Source organism: Ruegeria sp. BHSA163 (assembly GCF_059613365.1).
Map to the genome: position 1 here is coordinate 64,727 of NZ_JBXWSJ010000018.1, position 17,837 is coordinate 82,563.

18 protein-coding genes are annotated in these 17,837 nt (G+C 52.1%); 5 read left to right on the forward strand and 13 right to left on the reverse strand.

Features of this window, described 5'->3' with window-relative positions:
- Positions 1-172: 172 nt before the first annotated feature.
- Together ccrA and AC2FNV_RS10420 are read right to left on the reverse strand one after the other, a co-directional pair.
- Positions 173-1,459 (reverse strand): crotonyl-CoA carboxylase/reductase, encoded by a 1,287-nt coding sequence (gene ccrA, locus AC2FNV_RS10415; protein WP_170606029.1) that lies wholly within the window; start codon positions 1,457-1,459, stop codon positions 173-175.
- A 114-nt stretch (positions 1,460-1,573) separates the two neighbouring features.
- A complete protein-coding gene (locus AC2FNV_RS10420; protein ID WP_170606027.1) occupies positions 1,574-2,956 on the reverse strand; it encodes a 1-acyl-sn-glycerol-3-phosphate acyltransferase in 1,383 nt (460 codons plus the stop codon).
- A gap of 146 nt (positions 2,957-3,102) precedes the next feature.
- On the opposite strand from AC2FNV_RS10420, the gene AC2FNV_RS10425 reads away from it, so the two are divergent.
- From AC2FNV_RS10425 to deoD, 3 genes are all read left to right on the forward strand, one after another.
- Complete coding sequence (locus AC2FNV_RS10425) at positions 3,103-5,070, forward strand: protein meaA (protein ID WP_496773203.1); 1,968 nt, start codon at positions 3,103-3,105, stop codon at positions 5,068-5,070.
- 121 nt (positions 5,071-5,191) lie between these two features.
- On the forward strand, positions 5,192-5,509 hold the full coding sequence (locus AC2FNV_RS10430) for an H-NS histone family protein (protein WP_170606022.1): 318 nt from the start codon (positions 5,192-5,194) through the stop codon (positions 5,507-5,509).
- 16 nt (positions 5,510-5,525) lie between these two features.
- Complete coding sequence (deoD, locus tag AC2FNV_RS10435) at positions 5,526-6,233, forward strand: purine-nucleoside phosphorylase (protein WP_496773205.1); 708 nt, start codon at positions 5,526-5,528, stop codon at positions 6,231-6,233.
- Positions 6,234-6,283: 50 nt separating this feature from the next.
- On the opposite strand, the gene AC2FNV_RS10440 is transcribed toward deoD, so the two are convergent.
- The 11 genes from AC2FNV_RS10440 to AC2FNV_RS10490 form a co-directional block, all read right to left on the reverse strand.
- The gene (locus AC2FNV_RS10440; protein ID WP_170606018.1) at positions 6,284-7,147 is read right to left on the reverse strand and encodes an urea carboxylase-associated family protein; all 864 of its coding nucleotides are present in this window, start codon (positions 7,145-7,147) and stop codon (positions 6,284-6,286) included.
- A 336-nt stretch (positions 7,148-7,483) separates the two neighbouring features.
- Positions 7,484-8,263, reverse strand: a complete 780-nt coding sequence (locus AC2FNV_RS10445) for a succinate dehydrogenase iron-sulfur subunit (protein WP_170474984.1) — start codon at positions 8,261-8,263, stop codon at positions 7,484-7,486.
- 12 nt (positions 8,264-8,275) lie between these two features.
- Positions 8,276-10,081 (reverse strand): succinate dehydrogenase flavoprotein subunit, encoded by a 1,806-nt coding sequence (gene sdhA / locus AC2FNV_RS10450; protein ID WP_170606016.1) that lies wholly within the window; start codon positions 10,079-10,081, stop codon positions 8,276-8,278.
- Between the two features lie 24 nt (positions 10,082-10,105).
- Positions 10,106-10,480 (reverse strand): succinate dehydrogenase, hydrophobic membrane anchor protein, encoded by a 375-nt coding sequence (gene sdhD, locus AC2FNV_RS10455; protein ID WP_170474979.1) that lies wholly within the window; start codon positions 10,478-10,480, stop codon positions 10,106-10,108.
- Positions 10,481-10,491: 11 nt separating this feature from the next.
- Entirely contained in the window at positions 10,492-10,875 is a 384-nt protein-coding gene (gene sdhC, locus AC2FNV_RS10460) for a succinate dehydrogenase, cytochrome b556 subunit (RefSeq protein WP_170606013.1), read from the reverse strand.
- Between the two features lie 214 nt (positions 10,876-11,089).
- Positions 11,090-11,752, reverse strand: a complete 663-nt coding sequence (locus AC2FNV_RS10465; RefSeq protein WP_170474974.1) for a DUF1194 domain-containing protein — start codon at positions 11,750-11,752, stop codon at positions 11,090-11,092.
- Positions 11,753-11,908: 156 nt separating this feature from the next.
- Complete coding sequence (locus AC2FNV_RS10470; RefSeq protein ID WP_170606011.1) at positions 11,909-12,937, reverse strand: MaoC family dehydratase; 1,029 nt, start codon at positions 12,935-12,937, stop codon at positions 11,909-11,911.
- Positions 12,937-13,143, reverse strand: a complete 207-nt coding sequence (locus AC2FNV_RS10475) for a DUF1737 domain-containing protein (protein WP_170606009.1) — start codon at positions 13,141-13,143, stop codon at positions 12,937-12,939. Before AC2FNV_RS10475 ends, AC2FNV_RS10470 begins: the two co-directional genes overlap by 1 nt.
- Before the next feature lie 12 nt (positions 13,144-13,155).
- The gene (locus AC2FNV_RS10480; RefSeq protein ID WP_496773211.1) at positions 13,156-13,710 is read right to left on the reverse strand and encodes an NnrU family protein; all 555 of its coding nucleotides are present in this window, start codon (positions 13,708-13,710) and stop codon (positions 13,156-13,158) included.
- Positions 13,711-13,716: 6 nt separating this feature from the next.
- Entirely contained in the window at positions 13,717-14,574 is an 858-nt protein-coding gene (locus tag AC2FNV_RS10485; protein ID WP_170606004.1) for an HpcH/HpaI aldolase/citrate lyase family protein, read from the reverse strand.
- Positions 14,575-14,827: 253 nt separating this feature from the next.
- Complete coding sequence (locus AC2FNV_RS10490) at positions 14,828-15,583, reverse strand: sulfite exporter TauE/SafE family protein (RefSeq protein ID WP_170606002.1); 756 nt, start codon at positions 15,581-15,583, stop codon at positions 14,828-14,830.
- 160 nt (positions 15,584-15,743) lie between these two features.
- Here AC2FNV_RS10490 and mdh point away from each other — a divergent pair, with 160 nt between their 5' ends.
- Entirely contained in the window at positions 15,744-16,706 is a 963-nt protein-coding gene (gene mdh / locus AC2FNV_RS10495) for a malate dehydrogenase (RefSeq protein ID WP_170474957.1), read from the forward strand.
- A gap of 314 nt (positions 16,707-17,020) precedes the next feature.
- Positions 17,021-17,837 (forward strand): ATP-grasp domain-containing protein (locus tag AC2FNV_RS10500; RefSeq protein WP_496773214.1); only part of this gene is annotated, 817 nt, incomplete at its 3' end.

The window sequence follows — 17,837 nt, forward strand, 5'->3', positions numbered from 1 at the left end:
CCCTGAAATAGTTAACAAAGGGTTAATACAACCATAGCATGTACATAATAATTCGGCCTACTCACCGCTTTCTACTCCCCAGAAATAGTGGGATCGTTTGGTGTAAGCACCTGATAAACAAACAAACGCCCGCAATCCAAGTTGCGGGCGCCTTTCATTTACTCGTATGATTTCAGCCGCGCGCAGCCAGAACCTCTTCAAGCGTGCGCATTCCTGTCCGGGGTGCCTGAACAAGCACGGACATATTCCCAGGTTTATGTTCGTTACGCATCATTTTCATATGAGCCTCGGGTAGATCATTCCACATGAACACCTCGGACATGCAGGGATCCAATCGACGCTCTACCATTAGTTGGTTTGCCGCAGATGCCTGTTTCAAATGTGCGAAATGGGAGCCTTGCAAACGCTTTTGATGCATCCACATGTAGCGAACATCGAAGGTCAAGTTGTAACCAGTTGTCCCGGCACAAATCACAACCATTCCACCTTTTTTCACGACGAAGGTCGAAACCGGAAATGTGCTCTCACCTGGGTGCTCGAACACCATGTCGACATTTACACCCTTTCCGGTGATGTCCCAGATCGCCTTACCGAACTTTCGCGCTTCTTTAAACCATTCCGCGTACTCCGGAGTATTCACCGTGGGCAACTGGCCCCAGCAATTGAAGTCTTTGCGGTTAATCACGCCTTTGGCACCCAGATCCATGACAAAATCACGCTTGCTTTCGTCTGAGATCACACCAATCGCATTTGCCCCTGCGGTATTGATTAGCTGGATAGCATAGGAACCCAAGCCACCCGACGCGCCCCAAACCAACACGTTCTGGCCGGGCTTTAGGTCATGCGGCTCGTGCCCGAATAGCATTCGGTAGGCGGTTGCCAACGTCAACGTGTAGCAGGCGCTTTCTTCCCAAGTCAGATGCTTGGGGCGCGGCATCAATTGCTGCGCTTGAACGTTGGTGAACTGCGCAAAAGAACCGTCAGGGGTCTCGTAACCCCAAATCCGTTGGCTTGGCGAATACATCGGATCGCCACCGTTACAGTGTTCGTCATCGCCGTCATCCTGATTACAATGGATCACGACCTCATCGCCAACTTTCCAGCGTTTAACCTTGTCTCCAACTGCCCAAACTATTCCAGACGCGTCTGAACCAGCAATGTGGAAGGGTTGGCCGTGGCCATCGAAAGGGCTGATTGGCTTACCCAACGAGGCCCATACGCCATTGTAATTTACACCCGCGGCCATCACGAGAACCAGCACTTCGTGGCTATCCAGTTTCGGAACGTCGACAACCTCTAACTGCATAGCTGTGTCCGGTTCACCGTGACGCTCTTTCCGGATAGCCCATGCGTACATCTGTTTCGGGACATATCCCATCGGGGGGATTTCCCCCATTTCATAGAGATCCTTTTCCGGAGCCTCGTACGACGCGATACCGCTTTCGGTGTCCAAAGCCATGCTGGCCTCCTCTTGAATTCGCTGTTTGCCGCGACGCAGAATCGCAAGCTTCAAGTGATGGAATATTGACGATAGAGAAATATTGCAACCGTTTTTGGTATCGATTTTGTAATTTTATGACCCAGCAATCGCAGAATTATCTTTTGCATCTGCAGCATCAATGGGTTGCAAGAGAGTAGACGTCGAAGCAGCGTAATATGCTAAAAGGTCCGATCTTTGCCCGGACGGACGCAACATTCCTCGTTCACGGACAACAAGACGTCGGTCAACAAGCTGGTCGATTCCATCCTGAACGGCAACCTCTGCGCCCTCCATAAGCTCATCACCCGCCATGATTAGAAGCTGGGTCTTTAGATCATCTTCTGAAATAGCGCCGTGTTGCTCCAAAACTCGGCAAGCCGCAGGCAGCGGAACAAAGGGCAAAGCACTTGCGATACGTTGCATCAATTCTCGGGCCAGATCAGTTGTTAAATCCCGCTCGTGCTCTTTTCGAAAGGAATTCAGGGAAATTGGCATGCCATATCTAACTGAGGCCAGTCCAAAACGTTTATATCGCCCAATCAGACGGCGCCAAAGCTGCTTAACCGACCATCGGGTAACCACGCCAATCCGCGCACGGAATCGTCGATCGCTATCCTTCGCTGCGGCTGTCAGGATTGTGTCCTCTAAAACCCGGTCATAGTTTAAGGCAACAGGAACAAACACCACATCGCGACCCTCAGGACCAGTTCCGTCAATGATGTACTTTAATAGACCCAGCTTCGGACGGCCAAGCTTGCCAGTCAGACTCAATCCTCCTTCTGGAAACATCGCTTGCGTCACACCGGCTTGCGTCGCATGGCTTACGTAACTGGCTAAAACCTGGCGATACAGATCACTTCCAGACTTGCGCCGAATAAAATAAGCCCCCATCGCGCGTATCAATCGGCTAAGCGGCCAAACTCGCGCCCATTCGCCGACAGCATAAGACAAGGCGGACCGACTGGCAGCCAAGTAGGTCACCAGAACATAATCCATGTTGCTGCGGTGGTTCATCACAAAGACAACCGTCGCATCAGGGTCTATACTATTGATCGCCGCCTCGTCCTGATAGGTTAGCCGAACATTGTAAAATGCGTTACTCAGCAACCGGGCCAGTCGAATAGCGAAGCTGAAATAGGCAAATGCAGAAAAAGACGGCACGATTTCGCGTGCATAACGCTGTGCCTGTTCAGATGCGACGGCTTCTGGCACACCCGTATCGATCGCATGCTTTTGTACCGCCTTGCTGACCCGCGGATCGTAGATTAGCCGCTGAATCATGTCGTGACGCCCGGCTAGTTTGAAAGGCTGAATGGGCCTTTGCAGCCGTTCGTTCAAACGTGCAACTGCCCGTTCAAGGCGACGGCGAAAGAACCACCGCACTGAAGGGAACAAAAAATGCGAAGCAAACGTGATCGCGGCAAAAACCAGAATCAGTACAAAAAGCCACAGTGGAAGCTCTACAGTTCGCGTCATGGGTGCACAGTGCCATCAATCGCGTTCACTCACAATCTGCAGAAACCAGGACATGCCGCAACGCAGCGAATTGACATGTCTCAAAAATTGCGCTTTAGAGCCATTGTACGAAATTTTGTTACCCTTGAACTTGCGAGGATTGCTTCATGACGCAAACGCAGAAAGATCGCCCTTGGCTCATCCGAACCTACGCCGGTCATTCAACTGCTCAGGCGTCAAATGCTTTGTACCGCAATAATTTGGCCAAAGGGCAAACCGGCCTTTCCGTGGCTTTCGATTTACCAACCCAGACCGGGTATGACAGCGATCATACTTTGGCGCGAGGCGAAGTTGGTAAGGTAGGTGTTCCAGTCTGTCACTTGGGCGACATGCGGGTTCTGTTTGATCAGATACCATTGGAACAGATGAACACCTCGATGACCATCAATGCTACGGCTCCATGGTTGTTGGCCCTTTACATAGCGGTTGCAGAGGAACAGGGAGCGAAGGTCTCGGAGCTGCAGGGCACGGTGCAAAACGACCTGATAAAGGAATACCTAAGTCGCGGCACATATGTCTGCCCCCCGAAACCATCGCTGAAGATGATCGCGGACGTTGCGGAGTATTGCTATTCCAACGTGCCCAAGTGGAACCCGATGAATGTATGTTCCTACCACCTTCAAGAAGCCGGCGCGACGCCGGAACAAGAGCTTGCTTATGCCCTGGCAACGGCCATTGCCGTACTGGATGAGCTTCGCCCCCGCGTACCGGATGCGGATTTTCCGGCGCTTTGTGGTCGCATCTCATTCTTTGTGAACGCGGGTATCCGATTTGTCACCGAAATGTGTAAAATGCGGGCCTTTGTCGATCTGTGGGATGAAATCTTGCAAAATCGGTATGGTGTCGAAAACCCCAAGTTCCGAAGGTTTCGGTATGGCGTTCAAGTCAACTCTTTAGGTCTTACCGAGCAGCAGCCCGAAAATAACGTCTATCGCATCTTGATCGAAATGTTGGCGGTGACCTTGTCCAAAAAAGCCCGCGCTCGCGCTGTTCAGCTTCCTGCCTGGAACGAGGCGCTTGGTTTGCCGCGACCTTGGGATCAGCAATGGTCAATGCGAATGCAGCAGATCCTGGCTTATGAAACCGATCTGCTAGAATATGGCGATTTGTTTGACGGCAACCCGGCCGTCGACGCCAAGGTGGAAGAACTCAAATCGGGTGCTCGGGCTGAACTTGCTAACCTCGAGTCAATGGGCGGCGCTGTGGCGTCGATAGAGTATATGAAATCTCGGTTGGTTGATTCCAACGCAGAACGCCTGAACCGGATTGAACGAAACGAAACCGTCGTAGTTGGCGTGAACAAATGGACCCAAGGCGAACCTTCGCCCTTGCAGACCGAAGATGGCGGCATAATGGTCGTCGACCCCGCTGTCGAGCAGGAACAGGTTAAGCGTCTAAAATCATGGCGAGCGGATCGTGACGATCTCGCCGTCACCAAGGCATTGAAGGGCCTCCGCACTGCTGCACAAACAGGAACAAATATAATGGAACCGTCTATTGCCGCGGCAAAAGCCGGTGTCACGACAGGTGAGTGGGCCGAAGAAATGCGCAAGGCTTATGGGACCTATCGTGGTCCAACTGGCGTTTCCGGTTCAGTGTCTAACAAAACCGAAGGATTGGAAGATTTGCGCGCGGCAGTGGATGCCGTAAGCGACAAACTGGGGCGCCGCCTGAAGTTTTTGGTAGGCAAGCCCGGGTTGGACGGCCATTCTAATGGGGCGGAACAAATCGCATTCCGCGCCCGGGACTGTGGCATGGACATCAGCTATGAAGGCATTCGGCTGACACCGGAAGAAATCGTAGAAGCAGCAGTCCGAGACGACGCTCATATCATTGGATTGTCTATATTGTCTGGCAGCCACCTTCCGCTTGTTCAAGAAGTTATGACCCGGCTGGCCAATTCAGGTTTGGACCACATTCCAGTTGTTGTTGGTGGCATCATTCCCGACGAAGACGCCGAGCAATTGAAATCGATGGGTGTTGCAAAAATTTATACGCCTAAGAATTTCGAATTAAACTCAATAATGGGCGATATCGTGTATTTGGTTGACCCTCAGACTCTGGCAGCGGAATAAGATAACCCCATTTAGTGATCGTAATTGATTCTTTTTCCCCACGAAATAGATAGATAAATCCAGAAAATAAAACTAGCTTGGAAAATACGTCTTAAGCGTCGGTAACATTATGGGGATAATAATGGCTATCAATCTCGAAAAAAAGTCACGAAAAGAACTGCTGGAATTAATGATTCAGGTCGAAAAAGCCTTAAAGGACGCGGAAACTCGTGAGCGAAAAGAAGCTTTGAGGGCGGCAGAAAAAGCTGCGGCAGAATACGGATTCTCGTTAGCTGATTTATCATCCGAGCAGTCCCGCTCGACCAAAGGAAAAAAGGCCAAGGCGAAATACCGCAATCCAGCCGATCCATCGCAAACTTGGACAGGGCGTGGCCGGAAACCACAATGGATTCATGATGCCCTGAAGGCGGGTGCAGATATTTCCGATTTGGAAATCTAGCGGGAGCATTTCGCTAATGACAATTCACATTGCCGCCGAAAAGGGCGAGATTGCAGAAACAGTATTGTTACCCGGTGATCCTTATCGCGCGAAATGGGCAGCAGAAACGTTTCTTGATGATTACCGGCAAATAAACGACGTACGCGGAATGCTGGGTTTCACTGGGAATTGGAAAGGAAATCCGGTCACAATTCAGGGCAGTGGAATGGGAATGCCTTCGCTTTCCATTTATGCTAATGAATTAATCCGCGATTTTAGCGCAAAGACTTTGATCCGTATTGGTTCATGCGGCGCCATGCAAGATAACCTAAATTTGCGCGATGTCATTATCGCAATGACGTCGACAACCCTTAGCACCCCTTCCCGTGGAATAATGAAAGAACTTAACTTTGCTCCGTGTGCGGATTGGAGTCTGTTGAGTGCCGCCGTTGCCGCGGCCAAGGCCAAGGGTACTCCCACACACGTAGGTGGGATTTATTCTTCAGATGTCTTCTATGATGAACGACCCGACCTGAACGAGCAAATGGTGCGACACGGCATTCTGGGCGTCGAAATGGAAGCGGCCGAACTATACATCCTTGCGGCGCGCCATAATTGCCGCGCACTTGCGGTTTTGACCGTATCCGACCATTTACTTACGGGCGAGGCAATGCCCTCCTCCGACCGCGAACGAAGTTTTGGCGATATGGTGGAGATCGCCCTAAAAGCTGCATTCCCTGACTGATAATTGGATCGGCTCGACGTACAAAGACGCTCCGGGCCCTCAGCCGAACTTCATCGCCCGTGTGTGCGGTCATACCCGTTGGGCGCCGGGCTTCTCCACTCAGACAGGGCTGCAGCTTCAGGCGCAAAAACCTCTACCAGCAATGGGAAACATGGTGCGGTGTCGGACGAATGTTCAGACGAACAATCTCCACCTGGACAAGCGCTCAGATCACCTAACAAGTCAATCTCGGCAAAGAACTCAAGGTAATCGCCGGGCCGAACCGGGGAAGCCTTCATGAAATATTGCCCGGTATCCCGCGTGAATCCAGTGCACATAAATACATTCAGAACATCGTGAACCGCTGGTTCTGCTTCCGCCAACGGGATTTCCAGATGATCGGCCAGTGCTCTGGTCAGATTAGAATGGCAACAGTGATGGTACTGGCTTCCAGACAGCAGGTTTCCGGTATAAGGATCGCACCTTGTGCCAATTACATCATGAACCGAACCACCGTAGGCATCTATGCCATACCAGCCAAGGGTATCTTCAACGATTGTCGCCATCGGACGCATATGCGGAAAGCTGGACCACATCCGCTCTCCAATCGTTATGTGAGTGCCATGCAATGCGCGGGTTTTACCCGAATAAAAGCGCTCGGACAGATCATTCAGATTCCACAGGTTTAAATCGCCCACCTGCGGTCCTTCAACTGATGTGATACGAAAGAAATGTCCCGCCGGAACTTCGAAACATCGCGCGTCCCGCGCGGGAACTAAAACCTCGCCAGTCTTTGACGCGCTTTTCCGCGCTGTTCGCAGAAGGTCAAGATCGGGTTTTGGCAATCCTTCGTTCGGGTAGCAGATTACTGGCGCTATCGCGCGACGAGCATCGGCATCAACAGGGGGGCGGGTGGAGTGTTCAAAGTCTGACATAACACTAAGAGTGGCGCAAAATCTGATCGCGGAAAACCCCGCATTGTATTGTCAATCCCGTTCAGGTTTCAGGCACAGTTTGGGCTGGGCATCGGTTGGGGATACAGCCCCGCAAAAGCTGCAGCGCCAAACGCCTTGCGTTTTGTGCAGTCGCCATCTGCAATCGCGCGACAGCGAAGATGTTCGCGCACGCCAGATGAAATAGGCAAACACACCACCAGCCAATACAAGTACTAGAACAGGCATCTTTCTGCCTTTCCGCCAGGAACAGGATATTCAAGTTTTGCACCGATCCTTCTTGCCAGGTTTCGGCAAATACCCGAATTATGCCTAAGTTCAGACCGCCCGATCGACCATCATTTTTTTGATTTCTGCGATTGCCTTGGCGGGATTTAGTCCCTTTGGACAAGTCTTTGCGCAGTTCATAATGGTGTGGCACCGATACAGTTTGAATGGATCTTCCAGCTCATCCAAGCGCTCACCTGTGGCTTCGTCCCGACTGTCGATGATCCAACGATAAGCGTGCAACAATGCAGCCGGCCCGAGGTATCGGTCGCCGTTCCACCAATAGCTGGGGCAAGAGGTCGAACAGCTTGCGCACATAACGCATTCGTAAAGGCCGTCTAGTTTCTCGCGGTCTTCAATTGACTGCTTCCATTCTTTTGCAGGGCGATTGGTTTTGGTTTCCAGCCAAGGCATGATCGAAGCATGCTGTGCATAAAAATGCGTCAGATCCGGGATCAAGTCCTTGATCACCGGCATATGTGGCAGTGGATAGATTTTAACGTCGCCTTTGATTTCATCCATTCCGTAGATACAGGCCAGAGTATTGATTCCATCAATATTCATGGCGCAGGAACCGCAAATCCCCTCACGGCAGGAGCGGCGGAAAGTCAGTGTCGGATCAATCTCGTTCTTGATCTTGATCAGCGCGTCCAAAACCATCGGACCACAGGTGTCCATGTCAACAAAATAGGTGTCGACACGCGGGTTCTGACCGTCGTCAGGGTTCCATCGGTAAATCTGGAATTTGCGGACATTGGTCGCGCCTTCCGGCTTGGGCCAGGTCTTGCCGGTGGTGATCCGGGAATTCTTGGGGAGGGTTAGTTGTACCATTAGTTCCTCTCCTTAGAACGTCCGCGCTTTGGGCGCGATTTTTGCCAAGCTAATGCCGCCTTCGTCCTCGGTCGTCAACGGATCGACAATGACAGGACGATAGCTAAGCTCAACTTTGTTGCCGTCAATGTGGCTGACGGTATGGACGCGCCAATTCTCATCATCACGTTCGGTAAAGTCCTCGTGGAAATGGGCGCCGCGGGACTCCTTACGCGCCTCTGCGCTTACGATAGTGGCCAGCGCGCTTGGCATCAGATTGGTCAGTTCCAGCGTTTCCATAAGGTCGCTGTTCCAAACAAGGCTGCGATCCGAAACCTTGATGTCATCCATTTTGGCCGCAATTGCGTTCATCTTTTCGACGCCTTCGGCCAATGTCTTGGAAGTCCGGAATACGGCCGCGTCATCTTGCATTGTTCGTTGCATCTCCAACCTGAGCTCTGCGGTCGGAACCGCACCGCTGGCGTTTCGAATAGCGTCAAAACGATCAAATGCCTTGTCTACAGACGCCTGGTTCAGAACTGGGTTCGGAGCGTCGGCATCCACAACCTTTCCCGCACGGATCGCCGCTGCACGGCCGAAGACAACCAAGTCAATCAGTGAGTTTGAACCCAGACGGTTCGCGCCGTGGACCGATGCACAACCGGCTTCACCCACTGCCATTAAACCCGGTACGACAGCTGTCGGGTCATCGGCTACCGGGTTCAGAACCTCGCCCCAATAGTTCGTCGGGATGCCGCCCATGTTGTAGTGAACGGTGGGAAGAACTGGGATAGGTTCTTTGGTCAAATCAACGCCTGCAAAAACACGAGCGGATTCTGATATCCCCGGAAGCCGCTGCGCCAACGTTTCCGGGGGCAGGTGGCTTAAGTTCAGGTGGATATGATCACCGTTTTCTCCGTGCCCTCGACCTTCACGGATTTCCATGGTCATTGAGCGTGAAACGTAGTCGCGGGCAGCCAAGTCTTTGTAGTGAGGCGCGTAACGTTCCATGAAACGCTCACCTTCCGAGTTGGTTAGGTACCCGCCCTCGCCGCGTGCTCCCTCTGTGATCAAGCAGCCCGAACCGTAAATGCCGGTTGGATGGAATTGAACAAATTCCATATCCTGCAGCGCCAGACCAGCTCGGGCAACCATTCCGCCGCCGTCACCGGTACAGGTATGCGCCGATGTGGCGCTGAAATAGGCTCGGCCATAGCCGCCTGTAGCCAGCACAACCATCTTGGCGTTGAACACATGCATCGTGCCATCGTCGAGCTTCCAGCAGACAACCCCCTGACACTGACCGTCTTCAGACATGATCAGATCGATGGCGAAATACTCAATGTAGAACTCAGCGTTATTTTTCAGGCTTTGACCGTACAATGTATGCAGAATCGCATGACCAGTCCGGTCAGCCGCGGCACATGTCCGCTGTACGGCGGGACCTTCGCCAAACTCGGTCGTGTGGCCACCAAATGGGCGCTGATAAATCTTGCCTTCTTCGGTACGGCTGAAGGGCACTCCATAGTGTTCGAGTTCGTAGACAGCCTTGGGCGCCTCACGAGCCAGATATTCCATGGCATCCGTATCACCCAACCAATCCGAACCTTTGACGGTATCGTACATGTGCCACTGCCAGTTATCTGGGCCCATGTTGGCGAGCGATGCCGCAATACCGCCTTGCGCAGCGACCGTGTGGGAACGGGTCGGAAATACCTTGGTCACGCAGGCTGTTCGCAATCCTTGTTCGGCCATACCTAGAGTCGCACGAAGACCTGCTCCGCCTGCCCCAACAACCACGACATCATATTCGTGGGTTTCATATTCATATGCAGTCATCTTTTTTGATCCTTACCGCGTAATTCACAAGGCAAGCTTGACAAGGGCGAACAGCCCCGCCGCCATCAGGGTGTAACCAAATGCTGCCACTGCCATAAGGCTCAGCTTTTCCGCGACGCCATGCACATAATCTTCAATTGCAACCTGCGCTTCTCGTACAAGGTGAAGTATGACAACCACCAGAGTCAGCCCTGTGATAATTGCAGGAAACGGGCGGCTGTAATATGCGACCACTTCTTCATAAGTGCCGCCGAGCCCATTGGCGAAAGTAAAAACAAACAGTGGAACCAAAAAGACAAGAGCAGTCGAGCTTGCCATCATCTGCCAATGATGATGGGTGCCGTGTCTGCCGGCCCCAGTTCCCAGCGCCCGTTTGCGGTCTGTGAGGTAACTTTGCATGGCCAAACTCCTTAAACCGCAAGTACTGTGACGAAAGTCAGAATGGTCGCCAAGATGAACATCCCGATCCCCAGCTTTTCCGAGACTTCAACATCGACGCAATATCCCAGGTCCCAGATTACATGCCGCAGCCGACCCAGCATGTGATAGTATATCGCCCAAGCAGCCAGGAACATCACCAGATCGCCAAGCCAGCTTCGCATTAAACCGTCAATAAAGTTAAATGCACTTTCACTGGTGGCGGCGGCCAGCAACCACCAAACGACAAAAAAGGAAAAAGCCAGCGCGGCGATGCCAGTGATCCGAACCATGATGGATGACACAGACGTCATCTGTGGGCGGTATATCGAAAGATGTGGTGAAAGAGGGCGGTCGCCCCGATTTACATCGGCCATGTCGGCTCCTTTTCATTTGGCTACCGATGGTTTTACTGTTTTTTGCTAGACTGTCACGTGCTGCGAATGCAAAAACCGTCAATTTAAACCGAAAAATACAGATAAAATGCTTATGTGATCACACAAAATATTCTCGTGATCACATAACAAATTCACTTAAATCAATGTTAGCGATTTCCGAAGTGTGGAAATGTGATCACGAATCTTTGGACTTTCAATCCAAATCCGCTGTTTGCTGCGTCACTTCGCGCAGCAACTTTTTTCTAATGCGTTCTGGGTAATCAGCAAATCCCGCAGCAGAAACTACAAATGCCCCTTCTCCAGCGATAACGTTCTCAAAGAAATATGCCGTCAGGTCCGGCTCACTTTCTTCGATTGCAATTGCATTCACAGTTATTCCACGGTCACGCAGCAAGTCGCGCAATTCGGATGGTTCGATACCTTCGTTGGATACACCATCACCTGACAGATCAATCAAATGGCGTGAACATTCGGACACCTCGTCAAACCGCGCCACAGTAACCGACAATGCCTCGCCAATAGCCGTCGAAAAGTTTCGCCAAACGCGTGGATCTGAGGCGACCTCGCTGGCAAAAGCATCTAGTGATGCAAAACTGTCAATCTTCGTCCAAGGTATCGTAATTCTTTGGCGAGAACTACCTGTCCACTGAATCAACATCAATTGCGACTTACCCCTGACTAAAGCTTCAGACACCACCGGGTCGCGCAGCCCCGCCGCCAACCCATCCATCTGAATCCTGTATTCAGTGGAATCGACCGAGCCAGATACATCAACAGCCAGGGCCAATGCCAGATCGCATGCGAGGGCCGGAGTCGCACTCAAGATTGCCAAAGTAGCCGCGCGCAATATTTGCATTTTGCAACCCTAACACAGTTGAAGGTTCGGCAATTCAATTTCCTGTCAGGCAGACATTTAAACTGTAAGTCAAAAACCGCTCGATACGCGGTGGCCTCAAGACTGATCGAGGGATGCTTAGTCATCCGTTGAAACGTTCAGTCTCTGCAAGGAAAACTATTTTGGCATTAGCGCCCAGACATCCAAATCGAGCAAGACTTGTGGCAGGTAACGCCCGTCTTCGCTCTTTAATTCGAACGGGGCGCCGCCGTTGTTTGCTACAAGACGAAGTCGTATTGCACCCACGCCAGGAACGTCTGTATCTGCCTTGTCCAACACCTCAGACCAAGCCTTGATGGTCTGACCCGCGAAACACGGGTTTGCATGCGCGCCACCGTTGAGACCCACGATCATTTGCGCATTGGCCAAGCCGTTATATGACAAGGCCCGCGCCATCGAAATCACATGGCCACCATAAATCAACCTCCCCTCTGGTCGGAAAGTCAGATCAAAGTGGACTTTGGCCGTGTTCTGCCAAAGGCGAGTTGCCAACATGTGCTCGGCCTCTTCAACAGTCACACCGGCAACATGATCTATAGTTTCACCAATCGCATAGTCGCCCCAGCGATGTGTTTCGCCTGCTTGCAAGAAATTGTAGTTCGAAAAATCCAATCCCTTTGGTACAACAAGGTCCTGAGCTGAAAGCGCCTTGTTAAGTTCGGGTATGACCGTTTCAGGCGCAGGGGCATCCAGATTCGATTTCCTCACCATGACCCAGCGGACGTATTCAATGACTACTTCTTCTCGTTGGTTTAAGCCTTTGGTACGCACCCAAACGACACCCGTTTTGCCGTTCGAATTTTGCTTTAGTCCGATCACCTCGGACTCTGACCGCAGTGTGTCGCCGGGGTGGACAGGACCCAGCCAGCGTCCTTCGGCATAACCCAAATTGGCCACAGCGTTCAACGAAACGTCGGGTACTGTCTTGCCAAAAACCACGTGAAATGCCGCCAGATCATCAACAGGGCTTTGTGGCAAGCCACATGACCGCGCAAATTCGTCTGAAGAATAGAGAGCATGACGCGACGGATAGAGCGCATGGTACAGGGCGCGTTCACCATTGGTGACAGTTCGCGGCACAGGGTGGTGCAGGACCTGCCCCACGGCGTAGTCCTCAAAGAACCGACCGGGGTTGGTTTTTGCCATTATTGTTGTCCCAATTTCATTTCAGGGGAATAATCAGCCGCAATCTCTTTGGTCACGGCCTGCCCGCAACGCATCACCTTGCTGGTTGCGTCATAGGCATAGGTGGGATCCCCATACAATTCCCAACCTTTGGCCAACGCTTCGGATACCTTGTGGCAGAACGCCGAGGTGTCCTCTTCTGTCAATAAACGATAAAGCTTGGCCATGGCCTCAACCTTCTATGATGCAAACGGGGAAGGACCGACCAGCCCGTGAATGTATCCCACGACACCCAAAAGCACAATGGAACCGACAAAGAACATCGCGTCTTTGCCGTAGGTGCCAGGCTCGCCGGGCGTCCACTCGGGTTCGGCACGATTGATGACAATCACCTCGACTACAGCCCAAGCTAACAGCCCTCCGAACAGCACGATCGAGGCTAGGTCGCCGTTGACTAACAGATGAGCGAATGCCCACAGTTTGAAGCCAGCCAACATTGGGTGACGAACGTTGCTCAGCAAACGCCCTTTTTGGCCTGCCGGACTCATAAGATAGAAAGCGATTAGAACAAGAAGGTTGTTGATGTGAACCATAAAGGACGGCGGCGCCCAGACATGAATGTAATCAGTCACGCGGTAGCCGAAGATCATCAGAAGGATCGAAACGACCAACGCCAAGGCGACTACGCCCTTGCCTGCATCACCAAGAGCTGCGCGCTTTTCTGGCATAATACGTTTGAACAGATGCGCAGCCCACCATAGGGCCACACCAAGGATCAGAAGAAAAAAGCCCATGCTGGCCTACCCCGCTTGCAATTCTGAAATCGCCTCTGCTTTTGCCAGAATTTCACGTGCAGTTACAATGTGCAGGTTTTCTACGATCTTCCCATCAACGACGGCAACGCCCAATCCCTGTGCCTCGACCTCTTCAAAGGCGGCAATCTGACGTCGGGCCAAGTCGACCTCTGCATCCGAAGGCGCGAAAGCTGAATTCGCAATTTCAACCTGCGCAGGATGAATAAGTGTCTTGCCATCGAAACCCATAGCGCGACCTTGATCACACTCTGCCGCCAAGCCGTCGTCATCCTTGAAGGCGTTATAAACGCCATCGACAATAATCAGGCTCTCAGCCTTTGCAGCCAGCAGACACAATCCCAGCGAGGTCATCAGCGGCAAGCGGTCGGGTTGAAAGCGGGTTTGCAACTCTTTTGCCAGATCGTTGGTGCCCATGACGAACCCTGCCACGAGTGGATGGGCCGCAATTTCCGCCGCGTTCAGCATCCCTCGTGGCGTTTCCATCATTGCCCAGATCGGCAGATCACCTGTGATTGTCGACAACGCCTGTACATCCGACGCTGAGTTCACTTTCGGCAACAGAACTACGTCAGCATCCATTTCGCGAACGGCTAAAGCATCCGCACGCCCCCATTCGGTATCCAAACCGTTGATCCGTACGATTTTGACACGTGAACCGTACCCTCCTGCAATCAGTGCGGCTTTTAAAGTTTCACGAGCATTTTCTTTTTCATCTGCCGCGACTGCGTCCTCAAGGTCGAAAATAATTGCGTCCACTGACAGTGAGCGCGCTTTTTCCAAGGCCCGCTCTTTCGAGCCTGGAATGTATAGAACGGAACGGTACGGACGTTGACGGGGATCCACCGGCTTCTCCCTTGGTAATAAAGTTGCGCGAAATGGGGCATTTTTTGACGGAAAGTTCAAGCGCAAAATTGCCGCGTCGCAGCATCCAAGCTTTCTGCGGGGCAACACGCGATGCATGTTAAGGATTTCTCACACATGCGCTCCCGTCCTAATACTCTTACAACATTGGAATTTCGAAAAGCGATTTCGGTTATGGCGGAAACTTCGTTCTTTTGACCCAGTCAGCGCACCATTTATGCGTCAATCCGCACCTTCAGGTTAATGCATCCCATATCAATTTCGTGCCCGTGATCGTCAACAATACGTAAGCGATCATAAAGAAAAGTCGTTCAGAGATCATCCAATGCGCCCGAACGCCCAGCCAAGCACCTAAAATCGCAAATGGCGCAAGCAACAAATCAGCCCACGCGGTATGCCAAGTGAACATCCCCAAATAGGCATAGGGAACAAATTTTGCGATATTGATAACCCAGAAAACCAAAACCGTGCAGGCCTGAAACTCTGTCTTGGTCAGGCGCTGGGACAGAAGATAAACAGCGGCTGGTGGGCCGCCAGCGTGGCTAACAAAGCTGGTGAAACCAGCGACAAGCCCAGCGAATATTCCAACCGAAGGTGGCAATTTTTGCCTGAAACCGTTGATCCAGCCATTGGATTGAGAAACATGCCAGGCAACGAAACCAACCGAAATTCCGCCTATCAAAAGACGCAGGAAATCATCATCTGTCACCTCGAAAAAAATCGCTCCCAGGGCGACTCCCGGGACCGCGCCCAGCATCAACAGGCGCGCTTCTGGCCAACTCCAACGGTTCCAAAAGGGTCCAAGCGTGGCGACATCAATTACCATTAATAGTGGCAACATCAGGGCCAGCGCCTGTCCCGGCGTCAAAATCAAAGCTAGAATCGACGCCGATGCAAACGCAACGCCCGAGCCGAATCCGCCCTTTGAAATACCTGCAAAGATCACGGCCGGAATAGCCACAGCGAAAAACATCAGGTTCATTTCGAACATGCAACGCCCCGGAATCGGCCTGTGTCATTGGCCATTTAGCGCATCAAGCTTGATCGTTGCAAACAGTATGCGGTCGCATGCCGCGCTGCTCGACCCTTGCGCACGGCGGCTTAACCGACTAGCAAAATCTCGATTTTAAAACCGACCGGAGATATTCCAAATGGCCAGACCCAAGATTGCGCTGATCGGCGCGGGGAACATCGGCGGCACGCTTGCGCATCTTGCTGCTGTCAAAGAGCTGGGTGATGTTGTCCTGTTTGACATCGCAGAGGGGTTGCCGCAGGGCAAAGCGCTCGACATAGCCGAATCCGGCCCATCAGAAGGATTTGACGCAGCATTGTCAGGCACCAGTGACTATGCCGATATCGCTGGCGCAGATGTATGCATCGTGACTGCAGGCGTTGCCCGCAAACCAGGGATGAGCCGCGATGACTTGCTGGGCATCAACCTGAAAGTCATGAAGTCGGTCGGTGAAGGCATTGCTGCGCATGCACCCGACGCGTTCGTGATCTGCATCACCAACCCGTTGGACGCGATGGTGTGGGCTTTGCGCGAGTTTTCGGGCCTTCCACACAATAAAGTATGCGGCATGGCTGGTGTCTTGGACTCTGCTCGTTTCGCTCATTTCCTCGCGGAAGAATTTAATGTGTCCATGCGTGATGTGACTGCATTTGTTCTGGGCGGACACGGTGACACAATGGTACCGTCAGTTCGTTATACGACAGTTGCCGGAATTCCTCTGCCCGACTTGGTGGAAATGGGATGGACTACTCAAGAAAAACTTGATGCAATTGTCCAGCGTACCCGCGACGGTGGAGCTGAGATCGTCGGTCTTCTTAAAACCGGCTCTGCCTATTATGCGCCGGCCACATCCGCAATTGAAATGGCCGAAGCCTATCTTAAAGACCAGAAACGCGTATTGCCCTGTGCGGCTTATTGCAATGGCGAACTTGGCGTCAAAGGTCTGTACGTCGGCGTCCCGACAGTAATCGGCGCCGGAGGTATCGAGCGAATCGTGGACATCAAGCTGAACGACGACGAACAGGCTGGTTTCAATAATTCTGTAAACGCGGTGAAGGGCCTGATCGAGGCTTGCAAGGGCATCGACAGCTCTTTGGCCTGATCCGGCTTCCATGGCATTTACCAAACCGGCCTTATTGGGCCGGTTTTCTTTTTGGCTTCTGCTGAATTTTGACACCCATCACATTTGGGAAAGGGTCGCGGAAACGCTGAGATTTGGATATGAAACCACCTTTCCACGGTGAAGATATCGAATCATGCCATGGTCGAAAGATCTTTGTGATCACACCCTAAAATACTGTGATCACAAATATGAAAAATCTTCAGCAAATTCCCGTGACAAATAAAAAAACTCTTTAAACTTGGCCACTAGACACGCCTATTACGGTTTAATCGTAGTCAGACGGGACAGTTTCGATGAACATTCACGAATATCAGGCCAAAGCTCTCTTACGCAGCTATGGCGCTCCGGTGTCCGATGGTCGCGCTGTTTTGCGCGCCGAGGAAGCCAAAACCGCAGCCGGAGAACTGGATGGCCCACTTTGGGTTGTTAAAGCACAAATCCACGCAGGTGGCCGCGGTAAAGGCTCTTTCAAGGAGACCGACGCAGGCGAAAAAGGTGGTGTCCGTCTGACCAAATCAGTCGAAGAAGCCGCAGAAGAAGCCAAAAAGATGCTGGGTCGCACGTTGGTCACGCATCAGACAGGTCCCGCGGGAAAGCAAGTCAATCGCATTTATATCGAAGCTGGTTCGGGTATCGAACGCGAGCTTTATCTCGCCTTGTTGGTGGATCGTCAGACCAGTCGCATCTCGTTTGTCTGTTCGACCGAAGGCGGCATGGACATTGAAGAAGTGGCTGCTGCAACGCCAGAAAAAATATTGTCTTTCTCGGTTGATCCCGCCACCGGCTACCAGCCTTATCATGGTCGCCGCATCGCATTCTCGCTGGGACTGGAGGGCGCGCAAGTCAAACAGTGCGTCAAACTGATGAGTCAGCTCTACTCCGCCTTCGTCGAAAAAGACATGGAGATGTTGGAGATCAACCCACTAATCATCTCGGACAAAGGTGATCTAAAGGTTCTTGACGCCAAGGTCGGATTTGATGGTAACGCAGTTTACCGTCACCCTGACATTGCTGAGCTGCGCGACACAACCGAAGAAGACCCAAAAGAATTGGAAGCCTCCAAGTACGACCTGAACTACATCGCGCTGGATGGTGAAATTGGGTGCATGG

Coding starts and splice junctions, on each gene's coding strand:
- ccrA (WP_170606029.1), bottom strand. CDS start 1,459: ATGGCTTTGGACACCGAAAGCGGTATCGCGTCGTACGAGGCTCCGGAA.
- AC2FNV_RS10420 (WP_170606027.1), bottom strand. CDS start 2,956: ATGACGCGAACTGTAGAGCTTCCACTGTGGCTTTTTGTACTGATTCTG.
- AC2FNV_RS10425 (WP_496773203.1), top strand. CDS start 3,103: ATGACGCAAACGCAGAAAGATCGCCCTTGGCTCATCCGAACCTACGCC.
- AC2FNV_RS10430 (WP_170606022.1), top strand. CDS start 5,192: ATGGCTATCAATCTCGAAAAAAAGTCACGAAAAGAACTGCTGGAATTA.
- deoD (WP_496773205.1), top strand. CDS start 5,526: ATGACAATTCACATTGCCGCCGAAAAGGGCGAGATTGCAGAAACAGTA.
- AC2FNV_RS10440 (WP_170606018.1), bottom strand. CDS start 7,147: ATGTCAGACTTTGAACACTCCACCCGCCCCCCTGTTGATGCCGATGCT.
- AC2FNV_RS10445 (WP_170474984.1), bottom strand. CDS start 8,263: ATGGTACAACTAACCCTCCCCAAGAATTCCCGGATCACCACCGGCAAG.
- sdhA (WP_170606016.1), bottom strand. CDS start 10,081: ATGACTGCATATGAATATGAAACCCACGAATATGATGTCGTGGTTGTT.
- sdhD (WP_170474979.1), bottom strand. CDS start 10,480: ATGCAAAGTTACCTCACAGACCGCAAACGGGCGCTGGGAACTGGGGCC.
- sdhC (WP_170606013.1), bottom strand. CDS start 10,875: ATGGCCGATGTAAATCGGGGCGACCGCCCTCTTTCACCACATCTTTCG.
- AC2FNV_RS10465 (WP_170474974.1), bottom strand. CDS start 11,752: ATGCAAATATTGCGCGCGGCTACTTTGGCAATCTTGAGTGCGACTCCG.
- AC2FNV_RS10470 (WP_170606011.1), bottom strand. CDS start 12,937: ATGGCAAAAACCAACCCCGGTCGGTTCTTTGAGGACTACGCCGTGGGG.
- AC2FNV_RS10475 (WP_170606009.1), bottom strand. CDS start 13,143: ATGGCCAAGCTTTATCGTTTATTGACAGAAGAGGACACCTCGGCGTTC.
- AC2FNV_RS10480 (WP_496773211.1), bottom strand. CDS start 13,710: ATGGGCTTTTTTCTTCTGATCCTTGGTGTGGCCCTATGGTGGGCTGCG.
- AC2FNV_RS10490 (WP_170606002.1), bottom strand. CDS start 15,583: ATGTTCGAAATGAACCTGATGTTTTTCGCTGTGGCTATTCCGGCCGTG.
- mdh (WP_170474957.1), top strand. CDS start 15,744: ATGGCCAGACCCAAGATTGCGCTGATCGGCGCGGGGAACATCGGCGGC.